We start from the raw sequence: 6,456 nt of genomic DNA, 5'->3' as shown, positions 1-6,456 counted from the left end.
CCAATCGCTTGACTGATGACTTTATTACCCGCGGCATCTTTAGCAATCCGCAATGATTGTAAAATGGGAACGCCGTTTGCCAGTAAGGTTCCGAGAATGCGACAAAACCGGGCAATGGCCAGGCTACGTACAACGCCTCCCAGGCCATAGGCATTTAATCGAAACTGGTCAAATTTAAAACGTCCTTCAGTTGTTTCTGTATATTTATAAACAGCCACTACGCTCATTCCGATCGCAAAAAGCATAATGAACCAGTAAGATTGCATGAATGCGCTGAATCCCAGGAGCGTCGTGGTTGCCCATGGAAGTTCTCCCCGCTCCGACATACGCGCGAAAATCGGCTCAAACTTGGGTACAAAGTAAACTAGTAAAAAACTGACAATGATCGTGCCGAATGTCGTTAGAAATACCGGGTAAATCATCGCACCTACCACACGGTTTTTCAGCTCTTCCTGATGATCGGTAAAATTGGCAATTCGTTTTAACACATCTTCCAGAAAGCTGCCTTCTTCCCCGGCGCGGATCATACTGACAGCGAGTTCAGAAAATACTTTAGGATGTTGCCCCATGGCAACTGCCAGACGAGTACCATCGGCTACTTCGCCACGCACTTCTTCCAGAACCTGCTTGAGAGCGGGATTGTTCGACTGCTTATTCAATAACTCGAGTGAACGCAGCAGAGGCACTCCTGACCTCAATAAGTCTGCCAACTGGGTATAGAATATCGAAAGGTATCGCGCCCTGACACGACGGCCGGAATACTTTAATTGAGCTTTGGCCTGATCTGCTAAATCCACTTTTACAGGAAACAGACTACGCGCAGCCAGAGAATTCAGCGCATCTTGCTGATTGGAAGCAGTCAGAATACCAGATACCTGGCGGCCCGTTGCTTCTCGCGCGATGTATTGAAAATCCGGCATTGAACTGACTCTGGTTTATCTAAACTCTTAAAATATAATTGTGACATTATCTTACGAGTGAAATTTCGCTCTAAATATCTCCCTTGGTCACCCGCAATATTTCATCAACGGAAGTCACTCCTTCAACTACTTTTATCCAGCCGGCATCGCGTAATGTTTGCCAACCGTTTTTACGGGCGTAATCGCGAATTTGACCTGAACTGGCATGCTCAGTACATAATTTTCTGATCACAGAGTCATTTACCAGAAGTTCAAGAATTCCAATACGCCCCGAATATCCCATTTCGCGACAATGTCGACAACCAACAGGCTCCCATAATTCCTGAATATTGAGATCCGGAAAATCGGGAGGTAGTTTATCAGCCTTTGGTTGATAAGGTTTTTTACAATGCTGACAGAGTACACGGACCAGACGCTGTGCCAACACGGCTTCAACAGTACTGGCAACAAGATAAGGTTCCACACCCATATCAACCAAACGAGTAAAAGCACTCGGGGAATCATTTGTATGCAAAGTGCTGAATACCAGATGCCCTGTTAAGGAAGCCTGGATTGCACTGTTGGCCGTTTCACCATCACGAATTTCACCAATCAGAACGATATCAGGGTCATGGCGTAAAATGCTGCGCAATCCATTAGCAAACGTGAGTCCAATTCGGGAATTGACCTGGATTTGACTGATCCCTTCACTGTGATATTCCACCGGGTCTTCCACGGTGATGATTTTTGTCTCAGGATTCTTGATCTCATTCAACGCACTATAGAGGGTCGAAGTTTTACCACTTCCCGTTGGTCCTGTTACCAGAACAATCCCGTGAGGTGCCTGGATCAATTCGCGAAAGGTTGTCAGCATTTCCTGGTTCAAACCGACATTATCCAGACGAAACACCATGCGTTCTTTATCCAGTAGACGCAGTACGACGCCTTCTCCATAGATCATGGGAATAATCGAAACGCGAACGTCTATTTCCCTGCCGGTAATACGCAGTTTGATTCGTCCGTCTTGTGGTAATCGCTTTTCCGCGATATTCAGATGCGCCATAATTTTAAGGCGTGTAATAATCGCTGAATAAAAATGATTGATTTCCGGAGGCACTGACTGTAACCGCAACAAACCATCCACGCGATAACGCACGACCAACCCGGTTTCATGAGGTTCGATATGCACATCACTGGCCTGTTGTTGCAGGGCTTCGATCAGCAGTTCGTTGACAAGTCGAATAACCGATGCCGTCTGGGCCATATCGGCCAGTTCGCCATGCTCTTCAGAGACTTCTTCAAGCAGTTCCACTCCGTCTTCGGATGCGCGTTGGGAGACCAGTTCGTTAATCGTGTCACCGCCAACACCCAGATTATCCTTGATCAATTCGACAACATCATCATGAAGCGCCAGCACGGGTTCCAGGATCTGGCCGCTTAAAGAACTCAATTCATCGATGGCTTCAAAGTCAAATGGATCGGCAGAAGCCACCAGTACACGGCCATTATCTCGTCTGAGTGGAAGGAGAGCATGTCGAAAGATCGGCGTTGCCGGAAATTGTGAAAGCAGTTCGGTATCAACCTGAAAGTCTTTCAGCTCAAAATATTTCATGCCCAGTTCATCGGCAAAGGCTTTAAGTAGAACCTCTTCAGTCGCTAGACCCATCTCCATTACAACACGGTCTAGACGATGACCGTTCGCCGACTGCTGGGCTAATAGCAACTGGCGTTCGTCAAGGATTCCACGTCGTTGGAGAATTTCACTGATTTCCATTGAGTTTACACTAGAGCAAAAAAAATCTTGAGGTATGAATCAGAGTAACTTAGCGGCTGCGGCCTGGACGGCTGCCTCTACGTGAGCTGCCATTATTACTACCAGGTGACTGGAACCCACGTGTGGAGCGGCTACTGCCGGGTGTCGGATTTCCACCCGATTGAGGGATGCCCATTCGTTCGCGCATTCGCTGTTCAAAAAAACGGCGAATATCTTCATTGCCATTGTTGGAACTGCCGGGAGAAGTAGACTGCTTAGGAGATCCGGGCTTCTGATCAGTGGCCTTTTTCCGCGAGCTGCTGCCCGTGGTACTAATGGAGACATTCGGTAATAGAGAACTCAGGGCATTCTGTATCAAAGCAGAATTGGCATTGTTTAAAGTAACCACGCGTACCGATTTACGAGACATTTTAGCAGAGTAATCCAACTCACGTACTAGAGATTCAATTTCCTGAAACAGAGAATCGTTGGCAGAGACCAGCAACTGATTGGCGTTTTCGTCAACGCTGACGGCTAATTTGGCTTCAATAGGTTTCGCATTAGATGCATTCTGAGAGTTTCTGCCTCCCATCATCGCCGCAAAAGGGTTTCCTTTTTGTGCGTTAGACTGCTGTTGAGGAGGCTGAAGATAATCTTTGTAAAGTTCTTTGACAATCTTCTCCACATCACTGGCGGATGCATATTCCACTGGAATGATCCCCGGTGAACGATCCTTCAATGAAGCCGGTAATTCAGAGGCATCAAGTACCTTGAGCATTTGTTCGACAGAGCGAACTTTATCGGCAGGTCCGGTGACATACAGCGCATTAGAGCGGGATTCCGGAATGATGCGCAATGTTTGTGGACCCATTCCTAAAGTTGTTAAACCGGTTGCATCCATTAGACTGCCGCCAATCGATGATAAGCCTCCAAGCATTCCGGAACCCGAATCCATCGCGGAAACGGAACTGGTCGGGAACAGATTTTCCAGCATTTTCGCAGTGGCAGTTGCGTCGGCTGATCTCAGATAAAAAACCGTCCATTGATTTTTAGGAGGGATGGCTTGGGTTAAGGCGTCTATCATTTGTTCCAGCCGATTCAGGGCTTCCAGATCGGTTGATGAAATAATCAAATTATCTCCATTTGTTGAAATCGCAACCGGATTTATTTTCTTTGTCTGTGGCGCAGGTTGTGTTGAATTCTTCTGAGCTTTCGGTTGTGGTTTTACTTTTTGATCAGAACTGGTTTCGGGTGAACTGCTTTTCTTTTTTGTAGTTTGTTCTGCTGACTTCTGCTCACTTGATGTAAAGAATAATCTCTGCTTGTCGGTTTCCTCTATGCCGCGTTGATGCTGAATCGGACGATTGATCGGGGCGCTGGTGTCTTGCTCTGGATTACGAAACCCGCGATTTCGAGTGGGAGCTTCTTCTTCTCCCAGAACCTTCTTTTGAATTAATGAATTTTCAGAGGGTACGACGATTCTAATAGGATTTGTATCACCGGCAGAGGCAGACCAGAGTTTATCGATTAACTGGAGAATTTCCTTGGAATCGCGCCCGCCCAGCGGGATCGTTCGAACAGGACCACGATCGCGCATATCATTAGATCTTCCAGAACCATCCTCACCCAATTGTGCCAGTAACGCTTTCACCTGAATCACCTGATCGGGGGTGCCACGCACGAGCAGGCGGCGTCCGAGCAGGTCTGCTTCAATCGTGGGGGCATCATTGCCGTCACGTATGAATAATGAGCGGAGTGTTGACGTGGCGGAAATCGGATCAAGCTCGCTGAGATTGATGACAGAAACAGACTGACTGCCTCCTTCACCATCCAGTTGACGAATCATTTCCTCGATTTTTTCGTGCTCTTTGAGAGTGGCTACGATATGTATTTTATTGTTGCGTGCATCTTCATTGACAACGACGCCGGGGATCATGGCATCCAGAGTTTTTGTCACTTCTTTTGAGTCGGCAGATGTCACGGTATAAACACGCAGGAATGGCCGATTTCCTCCTGCTGTCAACAAATTGCCGGAACCGTCTTCATCGACGTCAATCGATTTGATGATTTCTTCTGCTATTTTGATTTGCGCTGGTGTTGCCGTCACCAATAATCGATTTGTGCGAGGATCTGCTGTTACTTGAGTCGTTTTCGTTGGGGTAACTGGTGCTGGTGGGGGACTGCTGCTGCTACTCCGTCGCGAACGGGATTCATAATAACGCATAGTCAGGGCACTGGCACTGACATTTTTTGTTGTGGCTGCCAACCCGAACTGGTTTCGGATAATCTTCTCTGCTTCGATAGCATCAATATGCTTTAAATCGAAAGAACGAAAAACCAGATCGGTAGGCCCTGCATTGGCGATGGCGCCTTCCAGTATTTTTTTGACGCGTAACAGATTACTGCCTATATCAGTAACAATAATCGCATTTGCTGTTTTCAATGCAACCGACTTGCCTTGCGGTCCTAAAATAGCTTGTATTTCTTTAGCCACCTGATCGATGTTGGCTGCCTCCATTGGGAACGAAACACTCATCAGTTCATTTTTGCCACGCTGGGCAAGCTCTTCAGAGGCAACAATGGGGACCAGATTTGGAGGGATTCCATTATCGATATTTAATACAACCAGAAACCGATTACGGCGGACAATCACATAACCTTTTTGAAGTAAGTAACCGTTAATAATGTCCAGCGCTTCGGTGGGTGTGTAAGAGCCCTGATCAAAATAATTAAATGTCCCCGGAGGAATATCATTTAAATCCAGAGTGTAACCAGCCGATTCAGCAAATAGTTTCAGAACATCGCCCCAGGGAGCAAACTGGAAATTGAATGACATTTTACCAACGGCCTGTGGTTGCTTGCCTTTGGCATCTCCTTTGACAGCATCTTGCATAGCAATGGCATTGCCAGTTCCAAAAGAAATGCGGCGGTCTTCCGGCTTCAGTCCTTTCGGTTCCATCGGAATTTGTTGCCGCGGACGTGTCGCAGGTGTAGCATTACCGATCACAGTTGTAGAACCGGGTTTAGCCTGACTCTGAGCAGAAACCAGAGGTGGTCCCTGTAATGCTTTCCATTGGGACGTTTGATCTTTTGTTAAAACGGCTTCGAATTTCTGATTGTATTCCGCTTGAAGTTTTTCTCGATCTTCAGTTGAAGCGCGACGACCCAACTCCCGATAGGCTGTAGATTGTTGTAGTTGGAGCTCTTTGATTTTTGCTGATTGCTCTTCTGTCAGCTTGAGCGACTTAGCAGTCTCTTCGTTACCCAGTTGACGATAACCACGCTCCTGCAACTGTAATTGTTTTAAACGGGCGGACTGTTTCTCATCCATTAGACTGAAAAATTTCACCTCAGCTGCTTTTCGCTTTTTCTCAAATGACGCTCCCATTTCTTCACGAATGATTGCTCGCTCTTCATCAGTTTGTGCATCTCGCATCCGGCCCAGGAATGGTTCCATTTCCTCGCGGGAGGGACGCATCGTTTGAGCGACTTCTTCCAGCTGCTTGACTTGATCTTCCGTTAACTGTAGTTCTTTCTTGACTTCTTCACGTCTCACCATCGAACCGAGATCACCAGATGCTCCGCCGCGGCTACCTCCGCCGAATCCACCTCTGCTCCCAAAACCACCTCGGTCTCTTCTACCACCAAATCCTCCCTGTCCAGGTGGCTGAGCCTGTAAGGAGTAGTGAACGTAATCTGAACAGGAAAAGACTCCGATCAAGGCAATAACAAAATAGAGCTTGAATTTTGCGTTTTGAATCATAGTGAATGCGATTCTGAATAAGACAAATAGAGATCACGGTA

General features: G+C 47.0%; 3 protein-coding genes. All 3 read right to left on the bottom strand.

Annotated features, from left to right (window positions below):
• Positions 1–920: type II secretion system F family protein (locus Q0668_RS00810; protein ID WP_298858968.1), on the bottom strand; the 920-nt coding region annotated here is incomplete at its 3' end.
• Positions 921–990: 70 nt separating this feature from the next.
• Complete coding sequence (locus tag Q0668_RS00805) at positions 991–2,673, bottom strand: GspE/PulE family protein (RefSeq protein WP_298858966.1); 1,683 nt, start codon at positions 2,671–2,673, stop codon at positions 991–993.
• A 49-nt stretch (positions 2,674–2,722) separates the two neighbouring features.
• On the bottom strand, positions 2,723–6,415 hold the full coding sequence (locus tag Q0668_RS00800) for a secretin N-terminal domain-containing protein (RefSeq protein WP_298858964.1): 3,693 nt from the start codon (positions 6,413–6,415) through the stop codon (positions 2,723–2,725).
• Positions 6,416–6,456: the final 41 nt, after the last annotated feature.

The sequence above is a fragment of the uncultured Gimesia sp. genome (assembly GCF_937910335.1).
In the GTDB taxonomy this organism is placed as follows: Bacteria; Planctomycetota; Planctomycetia; order Planctomycetales; family Planctomycetaceae; genus Gimesia.
Note: the sequence above shows the minus strand (reverse complement) of the source record. Positions and strands in the feature narration are given on the sequence as shown.

Coding starts and splice junctions, on each gene's coding strand:
- Q0668_RS00805 (WP_298858966.1), bottom strand. CDS start 2,673: ATGGAAATCAGTGAAATTCTCCAACGACGTGGAATCCTTGACGAACGC.
- Q0668_RS00800 (WP_298858964.1), bottom strand. CDS start 6,415: ATGATTCAAAACGCAAAATTCAAGCTCTATTTTGTTATTGCCTTGATC.